Annotated in this window: 19 protein-coding genes; 7 read left to right on the top strand and 12 right to left on the bottom strand. The window is 70.6% G+C overall.

The genetic code is table 11. The features are described from left to right. Positions 1 to 31 precede the first annotated feature (31 nt). The 8 genes from ACX114_RS02420 to ACX114_RS02385 form a co-directional block, all read right to left on the bottom strand. Entirely contained in the window at positions 32 to 3,217 is a 3,186-nt protein-coding gene (locus ACX114_RS02420; RefSeq protein ID WP_459294301.1) for an efflux RND transporter permease subunit, read from the bottom strand. A gap of 45 nt (positions 3,218 to 3,262) precedes the next feature. Continuing rightward, positions 3,263 to 4,483, bottom strand: a complete 1,221-nt coding sequence (locus ACX114_RS02415) for an efflux RND transporter periplasmic adaptor subunit (RefSeq protein ID WP_459294299.1) — start codon at positions 4,481 to 4,483, stop codon at positions 3,263 to 3,265. Positions 4,484 to 4,797: 314 nt separating this feature from the next. Beyond that, positions 4,798 to 6,672 carry a hypothetical protein gene (locus tag ACX114_RS02410; protein WP_459294297.1) on the bottom strand — a complete coding sequence of 625 codons (1,875 nt, stop codon included), beginning with the start codon at positions 6,670 to 6,672 and terminating at the stop codon, positions 4,798 to 4,800. A 256-nt stretch (positions 6,673 to 6,928) separates the two neighbouring features. Further along, positions 6,929 to 7,894 carry an ADYC domain-containing protein gene (locus ACX114_RS02405; protein ID WP_459294295.1) on the bottom strand — a complete coding sequence of 322 codons (966 nt, stop codon included), beginning with the start codon at positions 7,892 to 7,894 and terminating at the stop codon, positions 6,929 to 6,931. A gap of 186 nt (positions 7,895 to 8,080) precedes the next feature. Then, the gene (locus tag ACX114_RS02400) at positions 8,081 to 11,896 is read right to left on the bottom strand and encodes an nSTAND1 domain-containing NTPase (protein WP_459294293.1); all 3,816 of its coding nucleotides are present in this window, start codon (positions 11,894 to 11,896) and stop codon (positions 8,081 to 8,083) included. A 120-nt stretch (positions 11,897 to 12,016) separates the two neighbouring features. Further along, positions 12,017 to 12,487, bottom strand: coding sequence for a response regulator (locus ACX114_RS02395; protein ID WP_014393311.1), 471 nt, complete (start codon positions 12,485 to 12,487; stop codon positions 12,017 to 12,019). A 176-nt stretch (positions 12,488 to 12,663) separates the two neighbouring features. Then, complete coding sequence (locus ACX114_RS02390) at positions 12,664 to 14,514, bottom strand: Ig-like domain-containing protein (protein ID WP_459294290.1); 1,851 nt, start codon at positions 14,512 to 14,514, stop codon at positions 12,664 to 12,666. A gap of 198 nt (positions 14,515 to 14,712) precedes the next feature. Continuing rightward, the gene (locus ACX114_RS02385) at positions 14,713 to 16,380 is read right to left on the bottom strand and encodes a carboxypeptidase-like regulatory domain-containing protein (protein WP_459294288.1); all 1,668 of its coding nucleotides are present in this window, start codon (positions 16,378 to 16,380) and stop codon (positions 14,713 to 14,715) included. A 152-nt stretch (positions 16,381 to 16,532) separates the two neighbouring features. Here ACX114_RS02385 and ACX114_RS02380 point away from each other — a divergent pair, with 152 nt between their 5' ends. From ACX114_RS02380 to ACX114_RS02370, 3 genes are all read left to right on the top strand, one after another. Beyond that, the gene (locus ACX114_RS02380) at positions 16,533 to 16,976 is read left to right on the top strand and encodes an HIT family protein (protein ID WP_459294286.1); all 444 of its coding nucleotides are present in this window, start codon (positions 16,533 to 16,535) and stop codon (positions 16,974 to 16,976) included. 85 nt (positions 16,977 to 17,061) lie between these two features. Beyond that, entirely contained in the window at positions 17,062 to 19,929 is a 2,868-nt protein-coding gene (locus ACX114_RS02375) for a TonB-dependent receptor domain-containing protein (RefSeq protein ID WP_459294284.1), read from the top strand. Positions 19,930 to 19,943: 14 nt separating this feature from the next. After that, a complete protein-coding gene (locus tag ACX114_RS02370; protein WP_459294282.1) occupies positions 19,944 to 20,381 on the top strand; it encodes a GNAT family N-acetyltransferase in 438 nt (145 codons plus the stop codon). Positions 20,382 to 20,385: 4 nt separating this feature from the next. Here ACX114_RS02370 and ACX114_RS02365 read toward each other — a convergent pair whose 3' ends face one another. Then, complete coding sequence (locus ACX114_RS02365) at positions 20,386 to 21,597, bottom strand: MFS transporter (protein ID WP_459294280.1); 1,212 nt, start codon at positions 21,595 to 21,597, stop codon at positions 20,386 to 20,388. 132 nt (positions 21,598 to 21,729) lie between these two features. On the opposite strand from ACX114_RS02365, the gene ACX114_RS02360 reads away from it, so the two are divergent. After that, positions 21,730 to 22,194 (top strand): FKBP-type peptidyl-prolyl cis-trans isomerase, encoded by a 465-nt coding sequence (locus tag ACX114_RS02360; protein ID WP_459294278.1) that lies wholly within the window; start codon positions 21,730 to 21,732, stop codon positions 22,192 to 22,194. Positions 22,195 to 22,202: 8 nt separating this feature from the next. On the opposite strand, the gene ACX114_RS02355 is transcribed toward ACX114_RS02360, so the two are convergent. After that, complete coding sequence (locus tag ACX114_RS02355; protein ID WP_459294276.1) at positions 22,203 to 22,427, bottom strand: hypothetical protein; 225 nt, start codon at positions 22,425 to 22,427, stop codon at positions 22,203 to 22,205. A gap of 93 nt (positions 22,428 to 22,520) precedes the next feature. Here ACX114_RS02355 and nudC point away from each other — a divergent pair, with 93 nt between their 5' ends. Both nudC and ACX114_RS02345 read left to right on the top strand, forming a co-directional pair. Beyond that, on the top strand, positions 22,521 to 23,351 hold the full coding sequence (nudC, locus tag ACX114_RS02350) for an NAD(+) diphosphatase (RefSeq protein ID WP_459294274.1): 831 nt from the start codon (positions 22,521 to 22,523) through the stop codon (positions 23,349 to 23,351). 44 nt (positions 23,352 to 23,395) lie between these two features. Next, positions 23,396 to 24,088, top strand: coding sequence for a radical SAM protein (locus tag ACX114_RS02345; protein ID WP_459294272.1), 693 nt, complete (start codon positions 23,396 to 23,398; stop codon positions 24,086 to 24,088). Between the two features lie 21 nt (positions 24,089 to 24,109). Here the strand turns inward: ACX114_RS02345 and ACX114_RS02340 are convergent, their stop codons facing one another. Beyond that, positions 24,110 to 24,595 (bottom strand): hypothetical protein, encoded by a 486-nt coding sequence (locus ACX114_RS02340; RefSeq protein ID WP_459294270.1) that lies wholly within the window; start codon positions 24,593 to 24,595, stop codon positions 24,110 to 24,112. Between the two features lie 11 nt (positions 24,596 to 24,606). Further along, a complete protein-coding gene (locus tag ACX114_RS02335; RefSeq protein WP_459294268.1) occupies positions 24,607 to 24,888 on the bottom strand; it encodes a hypothetical protein in 282 nt (93 codons plus the stop codon). A 92-nt stretch (positions 24,889 to 24,980) separates the two neighbouring features. Between ACX114_RS02335 and ACX114_RS02330 the strand changes: the two genes are divergently transcribed. Next, a complete protein-coding gene (locus ACX114_RS02330) occupies positions 24,981 to 25,286 on the top strand; it encodes a hypothetical protein (RefSeq protein ID WP_459294266.1) in 306 nt (101 codons plus the stop codon). The last annotated feature ends 11 nt before the right edge of the window (positions 25,287 to 25,297 follow it).

Raw genomic sequence — 25,297 nt, 5'->3', positions numbered from 1 at the left:
CCTTGAGGGTGACGCGATCATCTTCTCCGCGTCAGTCCTGCCGGGCCTGCGGCTGGGGCCGGGGCTCGCCGCCGCCGTGCGCCGGACCGTGTGCCTGGCCGCGCGCCTTGAACACCCGGCGCAGCTTCCCCGTCATCCACGCGCGACCGTCCGTGAGGATTTCGTACACCGTCGGAATCACCAGCAGCGTGAGCAGCGTGGACGTGATGACACCGCCAATCACCGCGCGGCCCAGCGGCGCCCGGAAGTCACCACCCTCGCCGTGTCCCAGCGCCACCGGCACCATGCCCGCGATGAGCGCGAAGGTCGTCATGATGATGGGCCGCAAGCGGATGCGCCCCGCTTCAATCAACGCCTCGCGCAAGGGCATGCCCTTCTCGTGCTGCCACTTGGCGAAGTCGATGAGAAGGATGGCGTTCTTCGCGACGATGCCCATCAGCAGGATGACGCCGATGAGGCTCATGATGTTCAGCGTGTCCCCTGTAATCACCAGCGCCAGCACCACGCCAATCAACGACAGTGGCAGCGACACCAGGATGGCCAGGGGGTCGATGAACGAGCCGAACTGGATGACGAGGATGAGGTACATCAACATCACCGCCACGCCCAGCGCCAGGAACACCCGGCCGAACACCTCCTGCTGATCCGCGGACTCGCCGCCCGTGGACACCTCGTAGCCCGGAGGCACCTGCACCGACTTGAGCCGCGTCTGGACGTCGTTCATCACCTCCGACAGCGACCGCCCCGCCACGTTCGCCTGCACGTTGATGACCTTCTCGCGGTTCAGGTGGTCGATCTGCGCCGGGCCCACCGTCTGATTCACGGTCGCCACCTGCCCCAACGGCACCGTCACCGGAGTGCCCGTGGGGCTCGTGCCCACCACCAGCGGCAGCTGTGACAGCTGCGACGGGTTCTCCCGGAACTGGGGCGCCAGGCGCACCATCACGTCGCGAGTCTCCCCAATCGGGTCCACCCAGTCACCGGAGTCCAGGTCCGCGAAGGCCGGCCGCAGGGACTGCGCCACCTGCCCCACCGTCACGTTGAGCTGGCCCGCGACCCCGCGGTTCAGCTCCACCTCCAGCTCCGGCTTCTCACCGCGCGTGGACAGCCCCACGTCCACCGCGCCCGGCACCTGCTTCACCTCCTTCATCACCTGCTGCGCGAACTGGTTGAGACCCTTGGACTCCGGCCCGCGCAGCTCCAACTGGATGGACTTGATGGCCCCGCCAAAGCCGCTGGTGAACACCGACACGTTCGCGCCGCCCACCGCGAGCAACTCCTGACGCAGCGTCTTGCCCAGCACCTCCTGGCTCGCCTTGCGCTCCGTCTTCGGCTTGAGCCGCACGTAGACCAGCGCCTGATCCACGCCTGGCGAGCGCAGCGGCAGCGGCACGCCGATGGTCGTGTACGTGTACGCGACCTCCGGGTGCTGGCGCGTGAGGCGGGACACCTCCTCCACCTTGCGCCGCGTGTAGTCCAGGCTGGAGCCGGCGGGCGTCTCCACCAGCATCTCGATCTCCGCGCGGTCGCTCACCGGCACGAAGCCCGCGCCGCCAAAGACGCCCTGAAGCGCCACCGCGCCCACCAGCGAGCCCACCGCCAGCAGCACCATCGCGAGCCGGTGGTCCAGCGCCCACGCGATGACGCCCTTGTAGCGGTCCGCCTGCCGGTCGAACCAGTGGTTGAAGCGCTCCAGCCCGCGCGAGATGAAGTTGCGCCGCTCGCCCTTCTCCACCTGCGGGTCGGGCCAGTACGCGCTCAGCATGGGGTCCAGCGAGAAGCTCACGAACAGCGACACCAGCACCGAGCACGCGATGGTGAGCGCGAACGGTTTGAACCACTGCCCCGCCACGCCGTACATGAACGCCACCGGGACGAACACCGCCACGATGGAGAACGTCGTCGCCGCCACCGCGAGGCCAATCTCATTGGTGCCCTCGCGTGACGCCGTGTAGTGGTCCTTCCCCATCTCCACGTGCCGCACGATGTTCTCACGCACCACGATGGCGTCGTCGATGAGGATGCCGATGGCCAGCGTCAGGCCCAACAGCGACATCGTGTTGAGCGTGAAGCCGAAGGCCCACACGCTCACGAACGACGCCAGCACGGACACCGGCAGCGCCAGGCCCGTAATCACCGTGGAGCGCCAGGAGTTGAGGAACAGGAACACCACCAGCACCGTGAGCAGCGCGCCCTCAATCAGCGCCTGCTGCACGTTGATGACGGAGTTCTCCACGCGCGTGCCCGCGTCGCGGACGATTTCCAGCTTCGCGTTGGCGGGCAGCCGCTGCTGGAGCGTCTTCACCCGCTCGCGCACGCCGTCCGCGACCTCCGTGGTGCTGTAGCCCTTGGCCTTGATGACCTCGATGCCCACCGCCTGCGCGCCGTTGTAGAGCGACAGGGTGCGCGGCTCCTCGGTGCCGGCGAACACGTCCGCCACCTCGCCCAGCCGCAGCGTGCGCCCGTTGCGCTCCGCGATGGGGACCTGCGCGAAGTCCTCCGGCGTCTCCAGGCGGCCCTTGAGCCGGATGGTGCGCTCCTGCAGTTCGGTGTTGAGCCGGCCCACCGGCGCCGCCAGGTTCTGCGCCTGGAGCGCCGCCACCACCTGCGCCACCGACAGGCCCGCCGCCTGGAGCGCCGCGGGCCGCACCTGCACCGTCATCTCCCGGTCCACGCCGCCCACCACCGTGGCCTGCGCCACGCCCGGCACCGAGCGCAGATCGCCCACCACCATGGGGTCCGCGATGAGCGACAGCGCGGGCACGTCCAGCGCGTTCGACGTCAACACCAGCGACACGATGGGTTGGTCCGCCGGGTCGAAGCGCGTGAGGATGGGCTCCTCCATCTCCTGCGGCAGGTCCGCGCGCTTGCTGGAGATGGCGTCGCGGATGTCCTGGGACGCCTCCTGCACGTCCTTCTCGAAGTCGAAGAAGACCGTGAAGTTCGCCAGGCTATCCGTGGAGCTGGACGTGGTCTTCTTCCCGTCCACGCCGGAGATGGCGAAGATGGCGTCCTCGATGGGCTCGACAATCTCACGCTCCACCGTGTCTGGTGATGCGCCTGGGTATGCGATGGTGACGTTGATGACCGGCTGCTGAACGTCCGGGAACTCGTCCGTCTCCAGGTTGATGAGCGCGACGATGCCGAACACGACGAGCGCCACCATCGCCGTGATGGTGATGATGGGGCGCTTGATGGCGAAGTCGGAGATGAACACGGACGACTCCTGCGGTGCTGCTTCAAGAAGTGGAGACGCCCGGCGCTACTTCGCGGGTGCCTGGGCCGGAGGCGTGGGAGTCCCGGTCGCCGCCGGAGCCTGTGCGGGGGCACTGCCGCCGGATGCGTTGCCCGCGCCGCCCACGCCCTGCTGGGCTTCGGGTGGAGACGCTGGCCTCGGCTGCTGCTTCTTCGGCCCCTCCGGCGCGGCGGTGAGCTTCACCGGCGTGCCGTTGGTCAAATCGCGCGCGGAGCCGAGCAGCACCACGTCCCCGGCCTTCAACCCCGAGCGCACCTCCACGGTCTGCGCCACGTCGTCCCGCAGGCCCGTCGTCACCGCCACCTGCTCCACCTTGCCGTTGGAGATGCGCTGCACGGTGGGCGGCTCCTGGCGCGTGTCCAGCGCGTCCACCGGGATGGCCAGCGCCTCCTTCGCCTGGGACGCCACGCGCCCCAGCGCGAACAGGCCGGACAGGAGCGTCTGCTCGCTGTTGGGGATGCCCACGTAGATGCGCACCTGCCCCGTGGCCGGGTCCACCGCCGGGTTGATGCGCTCCACTTCGCCCTTGAAGGCGCGGTCCTCGTAGCCATTCACCCGGAAGTCCACGGGCGTGCCCACCTTCACCTGGCCCAACTGCGCCGCGGGCACGGAGGCCTCCAGCCGCAGCGTCGCGGGGTCCACCACGACGAAGAGGGGCGCGCCCGGCTGGACGATGTCGCCCGCGTTCACCTGCCGCTCGCTCACCACGCCCGTGAAGGGGGCGGAGACCTTCGTGCGCGACAACTGGTCCTGCGCCAGCTTCAGCTGGGCCTGCGCCTGCGCCAACTGTCCCTCCGCCTGAGTCCGCGCGAGCTGCGTGCGCTCGAAGTCGCGGCGGGTGATGACGCCTTGTTTGACGAGGGTCTGATTGCGCTGCTCATCCGCCTTCGCCACCTGCAAGGCGTTGCGCGCCACGCGCAGGTTGGAGCTGGCCGCCAGCACCTGCTCGCGCAGCGTGTGTTCCTCCACGCGCGCCAGGAGCTGCCCCTCCTTCACCATCTGCCCCTGGTCCGCCTTCACGTCCAGGATGCTGCCGCCCACCTCCGCGCGGACGCTCGCCAGCCGCCGGGCCTGGAGCGTCCCGGAGATGACAGGACCGTTCTCCAGCTTCATGGGCTCCACGCGCACCACGTTCTCCGGCCCCAGCGACACCACCGTCGGCGCGGTGGGCGCGGGCTCCTCGGAGCGCTGTCCGCAGGCGCCAGCCAGCCAGCCAACGGCCAGCACGGCCCCCCACCGTGAAAACGTGCGCCGGGCTCGAAGGCCCGTTGTCTCTTCGGTGCGTCCCACGGCCTGCCTCCCCGGCCCCCAGGGGCCATTGGCCCTGGAGTTCCACCCGGGGCGGTCCCCGGGGCCGGGTAAACGTGGTGCCGCCCCCCCGGCCGGGGAAGTCGTGCCACCACCGGGCGTGAACCTGGAGAACACGCCCGGCCCGTCCCCCTGACAGGCGGGGAGGCATGCGGACGGCGGCTGGAAGGACGACGGCCTCCGTCCCACGCGAGGGGAACGGAGGCCGCGCTTGCTTCAACTTCAGGCGACGCTCAGTGGACGCTCGGAGGAGCGGTCACGAACGCCGTGGTGAGGCAGCTCTGGTTGGCCATCTGGTCCAGGAACGTCTGGCGCGCCAGCACCTCGTTGAAGGTGCGCACGGGCATGCCGTCCGCGCGGTCCGGCACGGTGAGCGCGCCGCTGAGGAACGGCGACAGCGCGCCGGTCCAGCTCACGTGGGTGAAGTTCGTGCCCAGCTCGTCACCGTGGCAGCCGTCGCAGGTGTTGAGCGAGAAGACGTGCCGCGCCTGACGGTTGGGGATGGAGGACGCAGGCAGGCTCCAGAACGGTGGGGTGGCCACGGGGTTCGTCACGACGGCGCGGCCCGAGCGGAAGGTGCCGCCGGCCCACGGCAGCGGGACGGAGTACGTGCCCGCGATGATGGGCCCGGTGTTGGCGTTCACGTAGGCCGGGAACAGCGTGGTCTGCCGCGTGCGGTCCGGCGTCTGCGCCACGGTGTGGCTGTTGAGCAGCCCCAGCACCGGCGGCGGCGTGGTGGAGTACGAGTTCGGGTTGATGGAGCCGTTCCACAGGCGGAACTCACGCAGCTCCCAGGGGCTGGCCAGCCAGTCGTCGTTGGTGCGCACCTGGTTGATGGAGCTGCGGTTGGGCTTGCGCGGGGACAGGTCGCGCTTGGCGAACTGCTCCGTCAGCGCCTCCAGCGCCGCGTTGTACGACGCGCTGCCCAGCGGCAGCCCGGACAGGGCCTGCCACTGCTGCGCGTAGGTCTTGATGGCCGCGCAGCCGCTCTTGTCCACCCCGTACTCCAGGATGACCAGGAAGGGCACCGTGTAGCAGCTCGACCCCGAGCCCGTGGTGGCCGCGAAGATGAAGCGCCCCTCGCCCGCGCTGCCAGCGCCGTAGGCCGGGTTGCTGCCGGCCAGGTCCAGCCGGTTCACGATGGCGATGAGCTTGAACGGCGACTTCGCCAGGTTCAGCTCACCGGAGGCCAGCTTCGGCCAGGGACCGATGAGGTTCCCCGCGATGGACGAGCGCGGCGGGTTCACGAAGCCGTTGATGGTGCGCGGCTGCTCCCACTGCCGCAGCCACTCGCGCACGAAGGTGGAGGGGGCCACGCCCGTGAAGGGCTGGTTGGCCATCTCCGTCATCAGGTAGTTGAACGTCCACTTGCCGGTCGGGTTGCCCGCGCCGGTGCACGGGTCATACGTGCGCGTCACGTCGTTCACGACCGCGGGCGCGCGGATGATGAGCGAGCGCGCCGGATCCACCAGCGACGCCAGGCCAATGGGCTGGATGGGCACGGGCTGGCCCACCGGGAACTGCGTGCTCAGCGCCGTCACCGGCACGGTGCGCACCAGCTGGCGGTTCTCGAACACGGCCGTGGTCAGCTGCGTCTGCGACTGGGACTGCGCCTGCGCAATGCGCTGCTGCTGGGCCTGGAGCGCCACGAAGTCGAACGTGCCGGAGGCCGTGAAGAGCAGGTCCCCCGCCACCGCGTCGCCGCCCTGGCCGTCGTCGCGGAACGTCAGCTGCTGCTCGCCGTCCGCCATGGACAGCGTTCCGCCGCGGAACGCCTCGTTCTCCACGCGGTTCGCCTTCAGCGTCAGCTGGAACACCGTGGCGGTGCTCTTGCTGGCCGTGCCCTGGGGAATGGCGAAGAGGGACTCCACCACCGGACGCGCCGCGTCCCCCTCCAGCGCCTGCAGGGTCGTCCCGAGCGCCACCTCCAGGTTGCCGGACGGGTCCACGGCCTGGGCGGAGGAGTCCGCCTGGGGCGCGGAAGGCGCGGGGGTTTCGGACGTCTCCGGAGCGGGCTGGCCACAGCCCACCGCCAGCGACGAGGCCAGGAGCGCGAACGGCAGGCGCTTCCGGGAATGCTTCCACAGCAGGGACAGCTCAGGCTTCATGGGGTGTGCTCCACTCACGACGGGGATACCGCGACGACAGGCTCGCGATGGGGCACCCTCCCCTCACCGTGCGCGGAACCCCGGACACACCGGTCCCGTCCCCCTCCGTGAACGCGGAAAACGCCCCATGCCCCTCCGGTCCTTGCGACACGGAGGCGAATGGAGCGTTCTCATAACATGAAACACTGACAATTATCGACTTCCAGATTTTGTAACCTAATCCGCTACAGGTCTGGGATTGCTGTAGCCTGACAGGTTACAGGCCGCTGAGCCCGTAGGGCGACTCGCTGATGAGGCGGGTGCCGGACTGGAAGTGGCTGGTGCTGCCGCAGTCGGGAATCGGGTTGAGGCCCGCGCACGTCACCGGCTCGTGGGCGCGGGTCTCGGAGGTGAAGCAGCGCGCGCCGGCCTCGTTCCACTCGGCCTCCACGCTCCAGGACTCGGTGTCGGCCTGGATGCCCATACCGTCGTAGAGGTTGACCCACTGGCCGTCGGTGGTGTGCGACGCGCCGTCGCCGCAGAAGTCCGCGCGCACCATGCGGGTGCAGGCCTGGTGGTGGCCCGCGAGGCTCTGGCCGTTGACGGTGGCCCAGGGCTTGTAACCAAAGTGCATGCACTTCGCGATGGCGGCGCCCTCGCAGGCGAAGGTGAAGGCGGTGCTGTCTTCAATCTTCTCGCCGCCGCCCGCCACGCCCTGGAGGTAGTTCCAGCGGTTGGCCACGGCGATGGCGGAGAGCGCCCCGCCGTTCGCGTCCTGGCACACGGCTCGCCAGCTGCCGTCCGAGCCCTGGTAGGAGACCTGGTAGGACCACAGGTCGCTGTCGCCGCCGCTGCCCTGGGTGATGCTGTCCACGCGCACAGGCAGGGTGGAACCGTCACCCAGCTTGCCGACGAAGACGGCGCCGGTGAAGCCCGTGCCCGTCACGGGGTTGGGGCCGTCCAGGCCGACGAAGGCGGAGCCCTGGAGCCGCACGTTGGTGAGCGCCTTGCCGGAGGCCGAGGTGGCGCCCGCGTACGCCACGGACACCAGCATGCCGCCCAGCTCGCCGTTATTCAGGTTGCGGCCGTTGAGGTTGCGTCCATTGAGGTTGCGCCCATTGGGGGAGACCATCTCCGCCACCTGCGTGCGCAGGGAGGGAGCCTCGGGCTCCGACGATTCCGTGCCACAGCCCACCGCCACGACGGCGAGACACGCCGCGACCACTCGCTGCAACGTCCTCATCTGGATGCCCCTTCCCTGCCCCGACCCCGACCCGCACCGCGTTACAGGGCACAAGGTCAGTCCGGGGGTTGGGAGCGGCAACCGCGCGCAGCCCGTCCGGGCACTTGCAGCGTCCAGTGGCTTCCAGTTGGTGGAGACCCCAGGGTGAGTCCAGCGGTTCCCGGGGGTTTCAGTGTCCGGTGGTGCTCAGCCGCCGGACACGGGCGCGTCCGCGCAGACGCGCAGGCCCACGGTGACGTCGCGCAGTGAGGCCTCCGGCAGCTCCCGGTTGGAGGACCGCGCGCTCGTCACGTTGAAGGTGAAGCTGCCCCCCCGGGCCACGGGGCGGCCGGGCTCCAGCCACGAGCGGGTCCATTCCCAGACGTTGCCGGCCATGTCGTCCGCGCCGAAGGGGCTGCGGGACGCGGGGTGGCTGCCCACGACGTCCGGGCCGAAGCCGCCCGGGTCCTTGCCGTAGGTGACATCCACGTTGGCCTCGTCCGGGCCCAGGCGGTTGCCGTGGGGGTACTCGCGGCCGTCCACGCCGCGCGCGGCGCGCTCCCACTCCAGCTCCGAGCACAGCCGCGCCCCCGGCACCCGGCCGGACGTGGACAGCCACGTCACGTAGGCCTCCGCGTCCGCGAAGTTGATGCCGCTCACGGGGAACTGGCGCCAGTCCTGCTCCGTGCGCTGCGAGCGCCGGGCGTACCGCACGGGCTCGCCCGTCCGCGCCGTGTAGCGCACGCCGCCGGGTTGGAAGCGCAGGCGCCAGCCATTGCCGTCCGGCTCCAGCGCCAGGCCTCCGGCGTAGCCGCCCGTGCCCACGCGGGGCTGGCGCGCGGCGCGCTCTTCCGGGGACAGGGCCGACAGGTACTGGAGCCAGTCCGCGTACGTCGTCTCGTGGCGGGCGATGAGGAAGCCCTGCACGGGCACGGTGTGCAGCGGGGTGGCGTTGAAGAAGTCGCGCACGCTGGACTCGGCGGCGCTGCCGAAGCGCACGTCGCCCGGGGGCACGTACACGAACCCCGGCGGGAGCGAGCCCTCGCGGACGAGCGGCAGGACGACGCTCCGGGACTCTCCGCGCGTCAGCAGCAGCGGCTGCACCGAGGTCTCGTGGCCCGGGGCGCGCACGGTGAGCTGGTAGGTGCCCGGAGGCACGGTGAGGCCGGTCCACGGGAGCGCGCCCGGGGAAGGCAGGGGCTCGCCCACGACCTCCGGCCCCGTGGCCTCGCGCGACACGGGGCGCAGCTCCGCGGAGGCCCCGGGCGCGTCCACCTGGAGGGACAGGTGCGCGGGCGTGTTCCAGCGGCTCCAGCGCACGCCGTCAGGGTCGTAGAGGCGCAGGCGCTGGAGCAGCGCGGGCAGCACGGGCTCGCGCTCGCTTTCGGCCCACAGGGCGCGCTCGTAGAGGAAGTCCGCCAGCGCGTCGCGCACGTCGGTGCGCGTGGGGGCCAGCGCCAGCGCGCGCTCCAGCCGGTCCGCCACGGCGTCGAAGTGGTGCGACAGCTGGGCGCCGTGGCCCGCCACCTTCGCCCAGCTCCGGTCGCCGTCCGCCTTGTGGCCGGTGTCGTAGAGCTGGAAGGCCTCCGCGCGCTCGGCCTGGAGCGCGTCGCGTTCGCGGCGCACGGCCTCCAGCTCGGAACCAGCCGAGGCCAGCTCACCGCGCACGCGCGTATCGAGGATGCGGCGCTCGCGCCACTGGAGGCCCGCGTACACGAGCCCCAGCGACACGAAGAAGCCCAGCGTCAGGCCCACCTTGAGGCGGCGGCTGCGCACGCCGGTGCGGCGCGAGGTGCTGAGGAAGGACTGCTCGCGCTGGGTGAGCTCGGACGGCTCCAGGAGCTCCGTCTCCGCCAGTTGGCGAGGGCCCCAGAGCGACTCACGCGCGTGGCCCAGGCGCTCCCACTGCGCGGCGGCGGCCTCCAGGCGGGCCTGCACCTCGCGGCGCTCGCCCGCCTCCACCAGCCAGCGCGCCAGCGTGGCCCAGCCGGTGAGGAGCGCTTCATGGGCCAGTTCGTACGCGGTGCCGCCCTCGCCTTCGCGCGCCACGAGCAGGCGCGCGCGCACCAGGGCCTCCAGCGCGGCACGGTAGCGAGGGTCGTCGCCCACGAGCTCGCGGTCCGTCTTGCGAGCGCGGGTGCCGTCCGCCGTCACCAGCCGCAGCATCACCCCGCGCGCCGCCGAGCGCTGGTCGGGCAACAGGCGGGCCACCGCGGCGTCGGCGTGCCGGGCGAGCGCGCCGGACACACCGCCCAGCGAGTCCAGCGCCGCCTGGGTCATCACGCCGCGGGACTCGTCGCGCGCGTCCCACAGCTCCGCCAGCGCGAACTGGAGCAGCGGCAGGCCGCCGTCGGAGGCCGCCGTGGAGGCGACGAGCGCGTCCACCACGGCCTCGGATTCGAAGCGCACGCCCTTCACGCGCGCGGGGCCGACGATGGCCTCGCGCGTCTCCTCCGGGGTGAGCGCGCGCAGGAGGTACAGCGCGTGCGGCACCTCCGGGCCCAGGCCGGGCACGGCGGTGAGGCGGGTGAGGAAATCGCTGCGGCCGGTGGCGAGCAGCCGCAGCCCTCCGGCCGCCTCCGTGAGCGACCCCAGCGCGGCGCCCGCGAGCGCGGCCTCCTCGGGCGGAGACAGCGTCACCAGCTCCTCCAGCTGGTCCATGTAGACGAGCAGCCCGCCCTGCGTGCCCAGCTTCGCGCGCAGCCTGCGGCCGAGCGACGTGGGGTCCTGGCGCAGCGTCTCCGCGAGCGGCTCCTCCTCCACCTCCAGCACCGGCGCGAGCGCCACGGCCAGCGCGGACACGGGCCTGCGCCCTGGCACGAGCCGCGTGGTGCGCCAGCGCCGGCCGTCCTCCAGCGCGCCGTCCGCCACGGCGGGGAGGATGCCCGCGAGGCACAGGGACGACTTGCCCACGCCGGAGTCGCCCGTCATCAGCAGGAAGGCCTCTGCCTTCAGCCGCTCCAGCACGGCGCGCTGCTCGCGGCGGCGGCCGAAGAAGAGACCGCGGTGCTCGGCCTCGAAGGCGCGGAGGCCGCGGTAGGGATTGCCCTCCGGAATGACGGCCGGAAGCTCCTCGCGCGTCAGCGCCTCCAGCGCGTCGAGCAGCTGCGCGGCGGACGCGTGGCGCTGGGCCGGGTCGCGCTTGAGGCACTTGTCGATGGCGGCGGCGAAGCCCGGATCCACCGACGGGGCCACCTCCAGGAGGGGGCGCACGTCGCGGGTGCGCACGGCCTCGGACAGCTCGCGCCAGGGCACGTCGCGGAAGGGGCCCTTGCCCGCGCACAGCTCGTAGAGCACGACGCCCAGCGAGTACACGTCGCTGCGAGCGGTGAGCTCCTCGCCGGCCCAGGCCTCCGGGGACATGTAGTAGGGCGTGCCCACCAGCGCGCCGCGCGGCAGGGACGGCAGGAAGACGCCGTCCAGCGAGCGGGCCCCCAGCGCGGGGCTGGACTCGGGGTCCCAGTCCGCGGGCAGCTCCGGCGGCGGCAGGGGCGCGCGCGGCGGGGTGGACTCACCGGCCTCGGCGCGGTCGAGCAGCTTGGCCAGGCCGAAGTCGAGCAGCTTCACCTCGCCGCTCTCCGTGAGGACGGCGTTGCCGGGCTTGATGTCGCGGTGGAGCACGCCCCGGCGGTGCGCGGCGCCCAGCCCCCGGGCCAGGTCCCGCCCGATGCCCAGCGCACGCTCCCAGGGCACGGGCCGGGCCAGCCGGTCCAGGCTGACGCCCCGGATGAACTCCGAGATGAGGTACGGCTGATCCTCCAGCTGCCCCACCCGGTACAGGGTGACGACGTTGGGATGCTGGATGCGGGCGGCGGCGCGGGCCTCCACCAGGAAGCGCGCCAGCGCGTTGGAGCCCAGCGACGGGATGAACTTCACCGCGACGGGGCGCTCCAGGAGCGTGTCGTGCGCCAGGTACACCCGGCCCGTGCGTCCCCGTCCGAGCGGCCGCACGATGCGGTATTCGTCGAACTCCTCGGGAGGAGTCCACGCGTCGGGTGGAGAGGACGAGGCGGGAGAGCCCACCAGGATTGCCTACGTTTCCCGCGTCCAGGGGTCAACCGGGGGGCCCGCGGGAGCCCGTCCCGGCGCAGGGTGCCGCACCCGAGTGTCCACCCATGGACACTGCGAGGCGGCAGCCCCGGGTTACTCCTGACCCGAGCGGGGCTTCGCCTTGCTGGGTTTGAGCATGTTGCGGATCTTGTTCTCCAGGTCCTGGGGCAGGCAGGGCTTGGCGACGAACTCGTCCGCCCCCACGGACAGGGCGTGCTCGGCGTTGCCGGCGAGCACGTGGCCGGTGAGGGCCATCACGGGGATGTCGCGGGTGCGGGTGTCCTGCTTGATGCGCCGCGTCGCCTCCCAGCCATCCATGACGGGGAGGGACAGGTCCATGAGGATGATGTCCGGCTCCCCCTCCTGGGCCTTCTCCACGGCCTCCAGGCCGTTCTTCGCGGTGTCCACCTCAAACCCGCAGAACTCCAGGTATTCGGCGTACATCTCGCGGGCGTCGTCGAAGTCGTCGACGACGAGGACGCGCTGCTTGGCGGAGTTCACGGGAGCGGGCCCACCGCTCGCGGTTGGCTCACCCTCTGGAGATGTCAGGACCGCGTTCTTCATGGAGCAGAGGCCTCGCATGCAGGGGAGGGGCGGATCGAATCTAAACACGTCCACCGAAAAGCGCCCGTTCTCGCAAGATTTCCCTGGACGTATCCCAGGGTAGGTCCGATGTCGGCCGGGCGACAGGGACACAGCGGATGACAGTGTAGGTGGGCGGAGGGACTGGGAGTGGGGGCTCAGTGGTTGAGCCGATACACGTGGACCTTCCCTCCCACCGATAACACTGGAGCAGGCCCTTCAAGCCACGTGAGGAGCGGCTCGTCGTCCGCGACCATTCCGAGCATCGGGCGGCTGTAGGGGATCATGCCGGATGACGGACTCAGGATCCCGCCAAGTGCCTCCCATTGAGTCCCGTTCCACCGTCGCACCTGGCCCTTGCCAGACCTGTTGGCGTCCGTCCCCACCAGACCATGGAGCGCCACGACAGGGCGCCCCTGGGTGTCCAGCTTCACCGAGGTCACGGTCGTGCTGTCCGCGCCCGGCAGAGCATCCAACGCTCCCCCCCACGGCTCCCAGGCGCTTCCCGTCCACTTCTGCAGGAGAGTCCTTGGCTTTCCCGTGGCTGTATCCAATGTCGCCACCAGAGGGGCGTTGCTGGCGTCGAACGACACGGCCGTCGAACGGCCTGACAAGGTGGAGCCGATGTCCTGCCACGCGGTTCCAGTCCACCGCATCGCGGTGTTCGAGGGAATCCCTCCAACCTGCTCTCTCAGCACCACGAATGGATATCCCTGGCCATCCACATCGATGAAGAAGGAGTCCACGATCGAGTTCGCTCGCAGCTCGATGGCGGCTCCCAACTGCCCCCAGGCTCCGTTACGCCATTGGCGGACGTAGATGCGATGCCACCCTGAGCCGGTCTCATGGGTTGCGAGGGTGAGGTACGGGTGGGGACCCTGAGCAAACTTCCAATCCGGCACATAGGTCGTCTGCGTGACGGGCGTCAACGCGGTGCCAACGGGCTCGAACGACTGCCCGTTCCAGCGCTGAACGAACCACTTGAGATCATTGGCAGCCATGGGCTCGAACCATGCGACCGTTGGACTTCCGTCCGCATCCACCTGCAGCGTGCACTGAGTGGCATGGACGAGCCTGCCTGAGCTCAGCGGCGTCCCCATGACCTCCCACGAGGTCCCCGTCCAACGCCGGACATGGACCTTGTATGTCTCTTCTGCGGCCCCCGCCCAGGCGACAATAGGATTCAGGTCCGCTCCCATTCCGACGGAAGTGCTCTCGATATAGGCCTCACCGGAGGATTCCGTGAGAGGAGCCCCCAGGTGGAGATACGTGGGCACGAACCAAGACCAGTCCCGGTCTGCGGCTCCAAGCTTGTTTCCGGCGAGATCAACAACCGTGTCAGCGATCACCACCCGGACCTGCTGATTGACCGGTAGCGGCGAAGTCGGGCGCAAGGTCAAGGTTGTTCCATCCTCCGAAAGAAAGACCGTCGCCGCCAGGCGCTCGGTCTCCGTCATGAGTTGTATCGACTGTCCATTCGCGGTGGCCGAGTCCAACGGTTCCGAGAAGGTGGCTTCAATGGGTGCCAGGATTGAAACCTCTGGGGCACTATTGACGGGCACGCGGGCGACGATGCGCGGTCCCGTCCGGTCCACCACCAACTGGCGAGGGGCGCTCAAGAACTCCTGCTCCCCTCGGAGCGCGCGGATGACGAACGCATGCGGGCCTTCTGAAATGGAGCGCGTTTCCCAATCCAGGACGAACGGCGCTTCCAAGTTGGCGACCGTGGCGCCATCCACGAGCAACTCCACACGGTCCGGTGCGGCTCCCGTCAGTTGAACCTGGAGCCTCGCGGTGCTTCCGACTGGTGCCCCCTCCATGGGTGACACCCATTGGATGCCAATCGGTTCCTGCTCCTGCGGACCCGTTCCTGCGTCACTGCCTGGAGGCGTCTCGGGTGGGACAGCGAGGTCAGGAATCTCGATGCATGCCGCGGGCATCAGCAGCATCGCCATCCAGATGAGGCTGAGATTTTTCATGGTGACGCGGCTGAGCAAGAAGGAGTCCATCCGGAGGCAGACCTGATCCGTATGCATCCTCGGGATGTTGCGCGTCCAGCGACGCGGGGACACGTCTCCATTCAAGACGGGAGGATCCCACCTCGGAGACAGCTTGAAACGAAGATGCCCCCGCGAAGCATGGGCTTCACGGGGGCATCCAGGAGGACTCAACCTCCCATGTCAGGCTGACGCAGCCAGGCTCAAGGACTAATTAGGCAGGGCTGGCGCGGGCTGCTGGATGATGCCCGTCGCTTCCAGGTCCGCGTTGATCGGCTGCCCCCAGATGGACTCGTAGACGTCGTTGGTGCCCAGGACGGGCGCCAGGTTGCTGAACGCCACCCGGATACGAACCCGGTCCAGGCCGCTGCTGCCGCTGTTGAGGGCGGTAGAGCCGCCGTAGACGAAGGCATAGCGGGTGCTGTACCCGGACGCCTGGATGCCAAACACCGGCAGCTCTGCCGGCGTGCGCGTCTGGATGGGCTTCGTCGGCTCGACCATCTCCAGGGGGAAGCCCTGGCCGCTGTAGTTGTCAATCTCACCGATGGAATTGCCACCCACGCCGCCGACGCCGTCGATGTCGACACCGAAGAAGACCTGGACGGACTGGCCGACCTGCTTCGCGATGGGCGCGCTGAAGGTCACGTACACGGTCTCACCCGTATTGAGCTGGAACGCGCCAGTCGCCGGCGCCCGCTCGATCTCCTGGTACCGGATCTCCGAGATGGTGATCGCCCTCGGAGCGGCCTGGTCGCCGCCGAAGAAGAAGCCCGTGCGGCTGTAGTTGCTGCCACCCTCGGCGGCCACGGCGCGCACGAAGATGTTGTACTCCTTGCCCTCCTGCACGATGCCGTTGCCCGGGTTGATGGTCGCCGAGTAGCCGCCGACGTTCACATTGGCCGTCACCGGCAGCGACTCCTTGGCGTACTCGTCCGTCAGGCGCACGAACACCGAGCCCGGCTGCACCGGCTGGTTGAAGTACACGTAGATGGGCTCGCCAGGACGCACCATGTTGCGGAGCGGATCCACCTCCGCGGCGCCCTTCAGGCTGGACACGTTGCCACCCTCGATGGTCAGCGCACCCGCGCCCGACGGCTTCGAGTAGTTCAGCTGCGCGAGCGTCGTGACCTGCGTCCCCACGATGGAGCCACCCGAGTAGCTCTTCGTGTAACCGCCCGTGTCCACCACGCCGTCACCGTTGGTGTCCAGCGGCGCGATCCACAGGTTGTACGTGCCGCCCAGGCGCGCCAGCTCCACGCCGGAGGGGATGCCGTTGAAGGTCAGGATGCCGTTGGAGTCCGCCGTGGCCTCCACGTAGACCTTGCTCACCACGGAGGCGACGGAGTCGTAGTTGGCCAGGATGACCGAGCCCGCCTTGTCCACCTCGAGCACGCCCTTCGCGCCCACCGCCGGACGGCCCTGCGGCGTCACCGCGGTGACGGCCATGGAGCCGTTCAGCTGCGTCAGCGTCACCGGACCGAAGCTCGCGTTGCCGTTGTTGATGGGCACCGTGCCCGCGGACGACGGCACCGTGGAGGTCGCGCGCAGCGTCGAGTAGCCGGTCTTGCTGAACGTCAGCAGCACCTGCGCGCCCGCCGGCACGTCCGTCATCACGAAGTTGCCGCTGGCATCCGTCGTCGCCGACTTGCCCGTCGGCTGGCTGCCAATCGTCATCGCGACCGTGACGTCCGCGATGGGCTGCAGCGTCGTGCTCAGCACCTGGCCCGACACCGTGCCCTTCGGCGTGGAAGGCACCACCACCGACACGTTGTTCGGATCACGGATGCCGTCCGCGACACCATCGTTGTCCGCGTCAGTCGCGTCACCGCACCCCCAAGCCAGCAGCGGCAACACGGCCATCAGCACATGCTTCTTCATCGTCCCCACCTTGAATTTATGACGGAATTTTCACGCCCCAGCTGCTCCCAAAAGGGCGGAAATCGGACACTCCCCGACGCGGGCCCACGCCGTCAAGGTGGGGTGAATTCTACCCAAGGGCTTCCAAGCGCCCTGAAATAGGATGACTCGCCATGTCAGACGTCAACGACCCCTGCCTGGGCTGCGCCATCGTTCGAGGAGAGGTCCACCCACCGGGTGGCGTGCTCGCGCGGGGGCCCGGGCTCGTCCTCCATGGGGTGGCGTCCCCCAGTCCCGTCCCGGGCTGGGTGGTGCTCACCAGCGATCAGCACGTGCGCGGCTGGTATGACCTGGACGAGACGGCCTCGCGCGAGCTGGTCCCGTTCGCGGCCCGGGTGATGCGCGCCCAGCGCGAGGTGCTCGGCGCCGAGCACGTCTACGCCTTCGCCATTGGCGACGTGCTCCGCCACTTCCACCTGCACCTCGTCCCCCGCTTCGCGGACACCCCGGCCCACCTCCGGGGTCGGGGCGCCTTCGACGCGGTCCCGGCGGAGCACCTGCCGCCGGAAACGCTGGAAGCCGCGGCCCGGCGGCTGGCGGCGGCGCTCGCCCGCTGACCCACGCCGGGCGTGTGGTGCCCGTCCGTGCGAGGCCAGTGTCATGGACCTGACACCGCATCGGGGCGAGAATGCGCGCGTCCTCATGCGTGCGTTCGCCCTCGGCCCCTGGCTGCTGTCCCTCTGGCTCCTCACCGCCGGTCCCGCGCTCGCGGACAACAACGCGGACGAGGCGGACATCGCCTTCGAGCTGGGCAACGACGCGTACTCCCACGGCAACTACACGGAGGCGCTGCGCTCGTACTTCACCAGCTACCGGCTGGTCCCCAACCGCAACGTGCTCTTCAACATCGCGCGCTGCTTCGAGGCGCTGGGCAAGTTCAACGAGGCGTACCGCTACTACAACGACCTGCTCGGCGAGGACCTGCCGGCCGAGGACGCCTCGGAGGTCAGCCGCTCCCTGGAGCGCCTGCGTCCCAAGGTCGCCCTGGTGCGCGTCACCACCAATCCCCGCGGCGCGGAGGTCTTCGTGGACCGAGCGGACCTGGGCAGCCGGGGCCGCTCGCCGCAGACGCTCGCGCTGTCGCCGGGCCGCCACAAGGTCCTGGTCCAGAAGTCCGGCTACCGCCCCACCGAGGCCACCGTCACCCTCGTCCGGGGCCGGGAGGTGCCCGTGGACCTGGACCTGGCCCTCATCACCGGCATGGTGGACATCACCGGCGCTCCCGAGGGCGCGGAGGTCCGTGACAGCCCCACCGGCCCCGTGCTGGGCCGAATCCCCGCGAAGCTGCGGCTGTCTCCGGGCCAGCGCGTGCTGCACGTGCGCGCCCCCGGCCACGCGCCGGGCCAGTACGTCATCGACGTGCCCGCCGAAGGCACCCTGCCGCTCGCCGTCACGCTGACCGCGCAGACGGCGCCCAGCGGACGCGTCGTCGTCACCGCCAACCACGACGGCGCCACCGTGCGCGTGGACGGCCGGCCCGCGGGCTTCACCCCCACCGTCGTCACCCTCCCGCAGGGTGAGCACGTGCTGGAGGTGGAGAGCCGCGACGTGCGCCCCGTGCGCCAGAAGGTCACCGTCATCCCCGACCAGGAGGTGAAGGTCCACGCCACCCTGCGCTACGAGCCGCCCCCGGTGCGCGCCGCGTCCAAGCGCCTCTTGTCCGTGGACGAGGCCCCTGCCTCCACCACCGTGCTCACGCCGGAGGAGCTGCGCGCGTTCGGCTGGCGCACCCTGGCGCAGGCGCTGGCGGGCGTGCGCGGCTTCTTCCTCACCGACGATCGGACGTACACGTACCTGGGCGTGCGCGGCTTCTCGCCGCCGGGCGACCTCAACACGCGCATCCTCATCCTCTGGGACGGCCACGCGATGAACGACGTGTGGGCCGGCCAGGGCTACGCGGCGCACGACCTCAGCGTGGACCTGGAAGAGGTGGAGCGCATCGAAGTGGTGCGCGGCCCCGGCAGCGCGCTGTACGGCACGGGCGCGTTCTTCGGCGTCATCAACGTGGTGCCGCGCGAGTCGCTGGGCCTGGACCGGCGGCTGGAGATCACCGGCGCCGTGGGCGCGCTGGGCTCCACGCTCGTGCACGCCACCACGTCGTGGGAGGACCCGCAGCGCTCCGTCCTCTTCAGCCTCGCGGGCATGAAGTCCCATGGCGCGGACACCACGCGCCTGGGGGACTCGGGCCCCATCGTCACCGGCCTGGACGGCGAGCGGGCCGGCACCGGTTCGCTGCGCGCGCGCCTGGGCAACCTGTCCCTGGTGGCCCGGCTGCACGGGCGCAGCAAGGACGTGCCCACCGCGCCCTATGGCACCGTGGTGGGCGCGCAGGGTACGCGCGTGCAGGACGTGCGCGGCTTCGCCGAGGCCAAGTACGAGCGCCCCCTGTCCGAGCGCTTCGTCCTGTCGCTGCGCGGCGCGCTGGACCTGAGCCGCTACAAGGGCCACTGGAACTACGACGGCGGCGACAGCTCGGCGACGAACACCGACTCCGGCGCGGCGGACTGGCTCACCGGCGAGGCGCGCCTGCTGGCGGTCCTGTCCGAATCCAACCGCCTCAGCGTGGGCGTGGAGGGCCAGGCCCAGCTGCGCGTGGACCAGAAGAGCGTGGGCCCCGCGGTGGCCGCGGCGCTGGATACGCGCACGCGCTCGCTCGTGTCCGTGTACGCGCTGGACGAGTGGCGCCTGCACCCGCGCCTGAGCCTGTCGCTGGGCTTCCGCGTGGACAAGTACTCCGACCTGGACTCGCTGCCGCTCACGCCCCGGCTCGCGGTCATCGGCCGGCCGTATGAGCAGGGCCTCACCAAGCTCGTCATCGGCCGCGCGTTCCGCGCGCCCAACGTCTACGAGCTGTTCTACCAGGACAACCTCCTCACCCAGCGCCCCGCGGAGCAGCTGAACCCGGAGACCATCACCACCTTCGAGGTGGAGCACTCGCACGACCTGACGAACGAGCTGCGCCTGACGGTCGCGGGCTACCACAACCGCATCTCCCAGCTCATCACGCTCAACACCGAGTCCGCGGCCACGCCCGGCTGCGGCACCGCGAGCGCGCCCACCCAGTGCCTCGTCTACGCGAACAACACCGGCGAGACGCTCGCGTGGGGCGCGGAGGCAGGGCTGCACTGGCAGCCGGGGCGCTGGCTGCTGGTGGACCTGAGCTATTCGTACGTGACGTTGCGCAACGCCTCGCAGGACGTGGTGGAGGCCGCGCCCGCGCACCTGGCCTCCGGGCGCTTCCTGCTGCCCGTGGGCAACGGCGACATGCGCATCGCCACGCAGGCCACCTACCAGAGCGCCCGGGTGCCGAGCGTCGCCGGCGCGGACAGCGGGGAGGCGCTGCTCGTGGGCTTCGGCGTGTCCGGCGACTACGGCCGGCTGCGCTACTTCGCGGGCGTGAACAACCTGCTCGACTCGCGCTACGCCTTCGTCGTGAGCGATGACGTGTCCGCCGGCCCCGTGCCGCAGTACGGCCGCACGTTCAACCTCCAGCTCACCGGCAGCTTCTGACAGACTCCCGCGCCATGACCGACCTCCGCTTCGACTTCATCGACCCGCGCCACCCGCTCTACGAGGGCGAGCTGGAGCTGCGCTTCCGCGTGCTGCGCGAGCCGCTGGGCCATGCCCGCGAGGACGTGAAGTTCCCCTTCGAGAACGAGAGCCTCCACCTGGTGGCCCACGCGGGCGGCGTCGTGCAGGGCTGCGTGCTCTTCAACCCGGAGGACGCGCGCAGCGGCCGGCTCTTCCAGATGGCGGTGCTGCCGTCCCTGCAGGGCAAGGGCCTGGGCGCGAAGCTGGTGCGCGCGCTGGAGGACGAACTGCGCAAGCGCGGGTTTGGCCACGTGCACCTGCACGCGCGGGCCCCCGTCGTCCCCTTCTACGAGCGGCTGGGCTACGCCGTGTACGACGAGCCCTTCGTCGAGGTGGGCATCCCCCACCGTCACATGCAGCGCGACCTCTGAGGCCTCAGGTCGCGGGGGCGTGGGTCGCCGGCAGGCGTCGCGCGCCCCAGAGCACGGCCACCAGCGCGGTGAGCGACATCGCCGCGCCCACGGCGCACACGCCCGGCCAGCCCGCGCGCGTCCACGCCGACATGCCCGCCCACGCGCCCGCGGCGCCGCCCACGAAGTACGTCACCATGTAGAGGGTGTTGAGCCGGCTCCGGGCGTCGGGCCGCAGCGAGTACACCCGCGCCTGGTTGGCGATCTGGTTCGCCTGCGCGCCCAGGTCCAGCAGCACCACGCCCAGCGCGATGCCCCACAGCGAGTGCCCCCACAGCCACAGCACGCCGAAGGACGCCAGCAGCACGGCGATGGCCAGCGCGTTGATGCGGCGGCCCGCGCCCCTGTCCGCGAAGCGCCCCACCAGCGGCGCGATGACCGCGCCCGCCACGCCCACCACGCCGAAGAGGCCCGCCACCTGCGCGTCGTAGTGCCCGGGCAGTGAGCGCAGATAGAGCGCCAGCGTGGCCCAGAAGGCGCTGAACGCGCCGAAGGTCAGTCCGCCCAAGAGCGCGTGCAGCCGCAGCACGGGCTCCGTGCGGGCCAGGTGGATGAGCGACCGCATCAACTGGGGATAGGGCATGACGACCACCGGCGGCGCCGAGGGCAGCGTGAAGCGCAGCACCACGCCCGTCACCCCCATCAGCCCCGCGGCCACGAAGAACATGGTGCGCCAGCCCAGGTGCGTGCCCACGAAGCCCGCCGCCGTGCGCGACAGGAGGATGCCGATGAGCAGCCCGCTCATCACCATGCCCACCACGCGTCCGCGCTCCGAGGGCGCCGCGAGCTGCGCCGCGAACGGGATGATCATCTGCGGCACCACCGTGGTGACGCCAATGGCGAAGCTCGCCGCGACGAGCACGTGCAGGCTGGGGGCGAGCCCCGCGGCCACCAGCGCCACGCCCACGCAGCCACACAGCAGGAGGATGACCTTGCGGCGCTCCAGGCTGTCGCCCAGCGGAACCAGGAACAGCATGCCCACCGCGTAGCCCACCTGCGTCAGCGTGGGCACCAGTCCCAGGGCGCTCCCGTCCGCACCCAGCGTCCGGCCAATGTCTCCCAGGAGGGGCTGGTTGTAATAGAGGTTCGCGACGGTGACGGCGCCGGCCACCGCCATCAGCCAGACGAGCGAGGGACGAAGCGAAGCGGAAGGCGCGGGTTCGGAAGGCGTCTGCATGGCGGGCGGCGCAACGGATATGCCCCGCCTGGACGCGCTTCAAGCAGGACGTGCGCGCCCGTCACCGTCCGGGCGGGCAGGCCATGCATGCCCCCCTTCCCCACGGGGCTCGCGCGCGGCAGGCTGCGGGCCATGCTTCGTTCCCTTCTGCTGTGCGCGGTGCTGGCCCTGGCCGGCTGTGGTGATGACGCTTCATCGTCCTCGGGTGACCCCGCGAAGGTGACCTACGCCGAGTCCCTGGGCGTGGACCTGTCCGCGATGAACAAGAGCGAGTCCGGCCTCTACACGCAGGACCTGGTCGTGGGCACCGGCAAGGAGGCCGTCAACAAGAGCTACGTGTACGTCCACTACGCGGGCTGGCTGCCGGATGGCTCCATGTTCGACAACAGCCGCGCGCGCGGTGAGCCCATCGACTTCGTGGTGGGCAATGGCAACGTCATCAAGGGCTGGGACGAGGGGCTCGTCGGCATGCGCGTGGGCGGCAAGCGCAAGCTCGTCATCCCTTCCGACCTGGGCTACGGCTCGCGCGGCTCCGCGCCCGTCATCCCCAGCAACGCCGTGCTCGTCTTCGACGTGGAGTTGATGAACGTCTACTGACGTTGGCTTCAGACGCCGGGCGTGCCGCCGGACACCGGTGGCGCCGGAGGCGAGCGCTTCTTCGGAATCGTGGAGCGCCCCTTCGGCCCCTTCAGCGCCACGCCCAGCAGCATCGTCGCGGGCAGCATCATGCCCAGCCCCTGCGTGAGGTCCTGCGGGGGATGGGTCACCACGCCCAGCACCATTCCGGCGAAGAGCAGGCCGCAGACGATGCGAAGGACGAGGGCGTTCACGGTCGAAGGCTCCCAGGCGGGCGGTGCCCGGTGCAGCGGGCGGCCGGAGCATAGCGCGCGGCGCCCCGCCGCGCCGTCCGTTAAGGTGGCCCCGTGAGCCCTCTCAAACGCTTCCAGCCCGGCCAGGAACCGCCCGCCCGCCCGCGCGACACCGCGCTCCTGTTCGCCGCGCGCGGCATGGACCTGCTCGTGTCCGAGCACGACGGCCGCCTCGACCTGCCCCGGGGCTCGGCCCTGCCGGAGGCCTCGGCCAGCGCCCACTTCCTGGGCATGCTCGACGACACGGACTGCTACGCGGCGCCCGTGCCCGGGGACTTCGCGCCGCCGGAGGGGCTGAAGTTCGTGCCCGCCCGCTCGCTCTACAAGCAGGTGGACGAGGCGACCTTCGCCGTGGCGGGCCGCGCGCTCGCCATCTGCGAGTGGGACCTGAACCACCGCTTCTGCGGCAAGTGCGGCGCGGCCACGCAACTGGTGCCCGGCGAACGCGCGCGACGCTGCCCGGTGGACCACACGCCGTTCTATCCGCGCATCGCTCCGGCGGTCATCGTCCTCATCACCCGGGGTGACGAGATGCTGCTCGCGCGCAACGCGTCCTTCCCGGAGCCCTTCTTCAGCACCGTGGCCGGCTTCGTGGACCCCGGCGAGTCGCTGGAGGAGACCGTGCTGCGCGAGGTGAAGGAGGAGGTGGGCGTGGACCTCAGGAACGTCACCTACTTCGGCAGCCAGCCGTGGCCCTTCGGCCGCTCGCTGATGGTGGGCTTCATGGCCGAGTACGCGGGCGGCGACATCGTCGTGGACGGCAAGGAGATCGCCGAGGCGCGCTGGTTCGGCGTGGACGACCTGCCGCGCATCCCGCCCCGCCTGAGCATCGCGCGCCACCTCATCGACACCTTCATTGACCGGGTGAAGGCCCGCCGGACTTGACCCCCTCCCCCCAAGGGTGCGCTTGATGCGCCCCTTCGCACGCCATGCCTGCCGCACGCCCGCACATCGAGCCCCGCCGCGTCCCCACCGCTGACTCCGTCGTGGTGAAGGAACTCTATCTCTCCCTCCAGGGCGAGTCGTCCCACGCCGGCATGCTGTGCGGCTTCATCCGCCTCACCGGCTGCCACCTGCGCTGCTCGTACTGCGACAGCGAGTTCGCCTTCCACGGCGGCAGCCGCATGAAGATTCCCGACATCGTCGAGAAGGCGCTGGCCTGGAACACGCCCACCGTGGAGGTCACGGGCGGCGAGCCCCTGCTCCAGCCCGGCGTGTATCCGCTGATGGAGGCGCTGCTGGACGCGGGCCTCAAGGTGCTGCTGGAGACGAGCGGCGCCATCGACGTGCGGCTCGTGCCCCCGGCCGTCCACAAAATCGTGGACATGAAGACGCCGTCGTCCGGCGAGTGCGACCGCAACGACTACCGCAACCTCACGTCCATGAACGCCAACGACGAGCTGAAGATCGTCATCGGCTCACGCGTGGACTACGAGTGGGCGCGCGCGCTCGTGCAGGAGCACAAGCTGGGGCAGAAGCCCTACAGCGTCCTGTTCTCCACCATCTTCGACAAGCTCCACCCGCGCCAACTGGCGGAGTGGATCATCGAGGACCGGCTGCCGGTGCGCTTCCAGCTCCAGATGCACAAGTACCTCTGGGACCCGAACGAGCGCGGCGTGTGACGCGGCCCCAGGGCCGGGCCCTCAGCGCCCCGGGGGCCCCAGGGACAGCACGAACGCGGTGAGCGCGCCCCACGCCAGGAGCCCCAGCAGGTTCAGCGCGGACAGCACGCGCAGCGCGATGGCGAAGCCCCGGTCGCCCAATTCTCCGCGGCGCCGCAGCTTCCGCGTGGAGATGACGGTGCCCGCCACCGCCGCCACCAGCGTGCACGCCAGCTCCAGCAGCACCTCCAGGACTCCGCCCAGCCTCCCGTGGAGGGTCCACGAGAGCCGCGCCACGGGCGCCCCGAGGAACAGGAAGCCCGCGACGTTGGCCAGCAGCGCCAGCCGCACCGCGCGCGACGGGCGCGTGTCCTGGATGCGCCGCTCCGCGCACGGCTCGCAGTACGCCGTCTCCTCCAGCACCTCCGTGCACGCGCCGCACAGGTAACCGCCGCAGCGCGCGCAGAGGGCCACCGCGGCCACGTCCGGATGCTGACCACAGCGGGCACCCGTGGGGCTCGCGGTCATGCGCGCGTCGCCTAGAAGCCGGGGGGCGGCGTGCGGGCCATCGCCGCCGCGATGCCGTGCGCGCCCATGCCCAGGAACACCGCCGTCAGCACGGTGCTGGCCACGAAGCCCGCGACGATGAGGTTCTTGCGCGGATGCTCGAACTGGCTGAACGCGTAGACGAGCATGTAGCAGGGGATGAGCAGCACCATGACGCCCGTGCCCACGCTGCGGCGGAAGGCGTGCGTCAGCAGGAGGGCCGCGCACACGAGCGAGACGACCCCGAACAGGATGGCGAGTGGCAGGAGCGGCACACCCGCCCCCTTAGCACGCCTTCGCCCCTTTCGCGGCGGGCGTGCGCATACTAAGGACGGCCCGCCGCCCACCCGCCGAGGAGGTCCCCAACATGGCCACGCTCAAGACGTTCCTCATCTTCATCCTGGCCGGCACGCTGCTGGGCACCTTCATCGCGTCGCTGGTCGCCCCCTCCTACATCGAGTGGTACAACAGCACGCCGCTCGCCTCGCAGACCATGTGCAACCTGCCGGAGGTGGTGCGCCGCGTGACGACGTCGCTGATGCACTCGCAGCTGATGGGCGCGGCCATTGGCGCGGGCGTGGGCCTGGTGGCCGCCATCCTCGTCGCCGTGCGCGCCCGGAGCCGCGCGAAGCAGGGGCCGGGCTCCCCGCCTCCCGCGGCCACCGCCGCCTGAAGCCTGGCGCG

Source organism: Corallococcus sp. M7 (assembly GCF_054512695.1).
The sequence above is the reverse complement of the archived record's forward strand: the minus strand, read 5'-3'. Positions and strand labels throughout refer to the sequence as shown.